Source organism: Gammaproteobacteria bacterium (assembly GCA_003696665.1).
GTDB lineage: Bacteria > Pseudomonadota > Gammaproteobacteria > Enterobacterales.
Genome location: RFGJ01000035.1, coordinates 1 through 3,039, shown reverse-complemented (window position 1 = coordinate 3,039; position 3,039 = coordinate 1). Strand labels below are relative to the sequence as shown.

Genomic DNA, 3,039 nt, shown 5'->3' with positions numbered 1-3,039 from the left:
GCACAACCACCACCGCCAACCCAAACCAGACTTTGCAATTCGCGCCCCGATTCGCGCGCGGCGTAGCCGCTGTCCGCTGCACGCATGGTTGGGCGTGCCGACTAACTCTACGCCCCACCGAATGCCCCACCGGACGCCGCGCCCCAAGACCATGGCAGGCAAACGGTACACACCGGAGAACAGCCACGGCATGGACGCACGCCTGCCAGCCCACAGCCACGGCCAAAACGCACCACCACAGCCCAGTGACCGGAACCGCGCCACGCACCACGGCGGGCGACACCCCGCTCCAGGCGCACGGCGCGAGGGATACCCTGCGAGACGCCCGCCCCCACCCGCTGGCACGCAACCCCGACCGGGGACACCCGCCAACAGCACCGGAGCAACAGCGGGCAGAACAACCTTCGCTCACTACGGCGCAGGCGGGCAAACCCGCGCCGCAGGGGAGACGCCATCCCCGCACAGCGGGCGCGCACAGCCGGGCACACGGCCACGGACGAGACACCCCACAGCCCAGACACCCCGCCCCAGGCCAACCCGTACGGCAGGCGCAGGCTTCAGGCCATCGCCGGGGACGCGCCCAACCGGCGCAAACACTTCATCCTGTCAACGTGCCGTACAAAAAGCCCCTGCACACGCCCAACGTGGGCATCACCCGCCCGCCGTCTCTGGCGGTCTCCACATCATTCTACCAGAGCCAAACTTTGCTCAATTCGCCCCGCTTGCCCACCGCCGAAGGCGGGTCGGGTGAATGCATGGTTGGCACGCATTTACTCGCTCTCGAATAAAGGCAATCCCTTCATTTGTTTTTTTATTCGCGATTTCACTTTTGCATCTTTAAACTCTATAGACACTCTATCTATAAGCTCTACAGGTTCTGGAATTACAAAATACTGTGAAATAATTGGCCAGTCGACATCTCGAATAGTCACAACCTTGCCCAAGTAATAACTAACCCAAGCATCTCCTAGTTTAGAGTTTGGCTCCTCTTGTTGCAATTTATTTACAGATGAACGCACATACGCTTCATCTATTTCCAAACCAATATAGTGTCTACCCAATCGTTTGGCAGCAATCGCCGTTGTTCCTGTTCCTGAAAAAGGATCTAAAACAACGTCTCCTTCATCAGTTGACATAAGAATGATCCTCTCTAGTAAGTGTATGGGCAATTGACACGGATGTTCATCGCGATACTTATTATGCTTTACCCGATGAATATCTGTCCACACATCTGAAACTAAAGGACCAAATGGATGCAGTTTCTTTTTTTTTCCACCATAGTCCTTGTGAAGGTAATTGCATTTCCGACAACGTTTATGGGGGTATCTTATCTCATAAAATTTGTTCTCTTTTCGCTTTTTGGCATAATAAAGAATTCCATAATGTGAAGGCTGCAATGATTTACCCATAGGAGAAGTAGGGGCATCCCATGCAATCCAATGTTTGAAATCAGCTAGTTCGTTGAGAAATCCAGCGTAATAAGTTAACCACTTTGGAATATTGTGAACAAAAATGCTCCCTGACGGCTTGGTAATCCGCACCATCTCATAAATCCATTGCTTGCACCATTCCAAATACTCTTGAAAAGCAAGATTATCCTTTGTGCTGTTATATCGCTTATTCAAATTGAACGGGGGGTCGGCAAAAGTCACGTCAACACTGTTGTCGGGAATTTCCCGCAACATCGACAAACTGTCACCCTGGATAATTTGGTCAATATATTTATCAAGCATCCTTAAATGTCTCCGAAAGCAATTTTTTGAAACGTTCTAATTCATCAGGGTGAAATGTGAAAACATCGTCATACGCATCTACCATGCGTTTAAGGTCCTCTTTTCTCACATACCAACCTATCCCATCAACAAAACCAATGAATTTTGCATGAGGATAATGTTTTTTGATAAGTTTACCAACCGCAATTTCTGTTTTCGATTTATCGCCCTGTCCAGATGATGTAGTAACCAAAAAAGAACTCTCTGCGATAATGAGGGGGGACTTTTTGTCAGGAATAATGAAATCCATAGTGCGTTTTTGGTTTGACTCATTTTCTACAAGTTCGTTGAGGTCACCCGTTTCGTGAGAAATTTCTAGTTCATCAAGAATTGATTCAATAACTGTTTCGGGATTATTCCCTTTTTTACCAGAATATGAACCTTTCTCCTTGTACCTGACTAAAGTATCAATCATAGCCGAAATATCGAATTGTAGTTTTGAGATGCTCAATTTCTTTAGGTCAAACAACGGAAGCGTTTTGGCAAGAAAGGGAACAGTTGCTCCTTTGAAAAAAAGATTGACAAGACCTCTCCTAAAAAACTCATTTTCTTTAACCATTTTGGCAATCTGTTTATCGGACCATTCTTTGATATTCGTATTGTCCGCAGCCTTATGCCACTTGTCCTTCAGGGTAATGCTTGCCAATTGGGCATCGTTTACAACGCGAATAAGTGTTACAAGTCGCTTTAATGATTCGTTTGAAAAGCCCGTAAGAGCCAATAACGCTCGAAGACCATTTTCATTATCCTTCAAAAATTTCTCGAAGAGATCTTCTGTACATCCTTGAGTATCAACGTCGTTTTTCAAAACCAGCAGGCTTTCTTTCAAGGCATTAATATGCCCTTCATATTGCTCTTCAAACTTTTTGTTGAAGAAGTAAAAAGTGTTTTTCTGGATAACAGTATTAAACTTTTCTTGCGTAGTTCGTGCCATTGTAACAACCGCCTCTGTAAAAAAGTAAGTTATGATGAGCGAAGTCTCTTTTATTTTACCCCAACTATCGCTGAGCCATTATCGAAATATGCGTGCCAACGTGAGCGTTAGCGGCAGCGGCGTCGACTGCACAACCACCACGCCCAACCCGTACCAAACTTTGCAATTCGCGCCCTGATTCGCGCGCGGCGTAGCCGCTGTCCGCTGCACGCATTGTTGGGCGTGCCGACCAACCCTACACCCAGCCGAATGCCTCACCGGACGCCGCACCCCAAGACCACGGCAGGCAAACGGCGCGCCCCAGAGAGCAACCACGGCATGGACGCACGCCTG

The 3,039-nt window shown here is 48.2% G+C and carries 4 protein-coding genes; 1 reads left to right on the top strand and 3 read right to left on the bottom strand.

From position 1 onward, the window contains the following. Window positions 1-245 precede the first annotated feature (245 nt). On the top strand, window positions 246-788 hold the full coding sequence (locus D6694_00830) for a hypothetical protein (GenBank protein RMH48165.1): 543 nt from the start codon (window positions 246-248) through the stop codon (window positions 786-788). On the opposite strand, the gene D6694_00825 is transcribed toward D6694_00830, so the two are convergent. The 3 genes from D6694_00825 to D6694_00815 form a co-directional block, all read right to left on the bottom strand. Continuing rightward, window positions 771-1,733 carry a site-specific DNA-methyltransferase gene (locus tag D6694_00825; GenBank protein RMH48164.1) on the bottom strand — a complete coding sequence of 321 codons (963 nt, stop codon included), beginning with the start codon at window positions 1,731-1,733 and terminating at the stop codon, window positions 771-773. The two genes, D6694_00830 and D6694_00825, sit on opposite strands and share 18 nt — an antisense overlap. After that, window positions 1,726-2,706, bottom strand: a complete 981-nt coding sequence (locus D6694_00820; protein ID RMH48163.1) for a hypothetical protein — start codon at window positions 2,704-2,706, stop codon at window positions 1,726-1,728. Before D6694_00820 ends, D6694_00825 begins: the two co-directional genes overlap by 8 nt. 78 nt (window positions 2,707-2,784) lie before the next feature. Beyond that, the coding region (locus D6694_00815) for a hypothetical protein (protein ID RMH48162.1) at window positions 2,785-3,039 on the bottom strand (255 nt) is incomplete at its 5' end.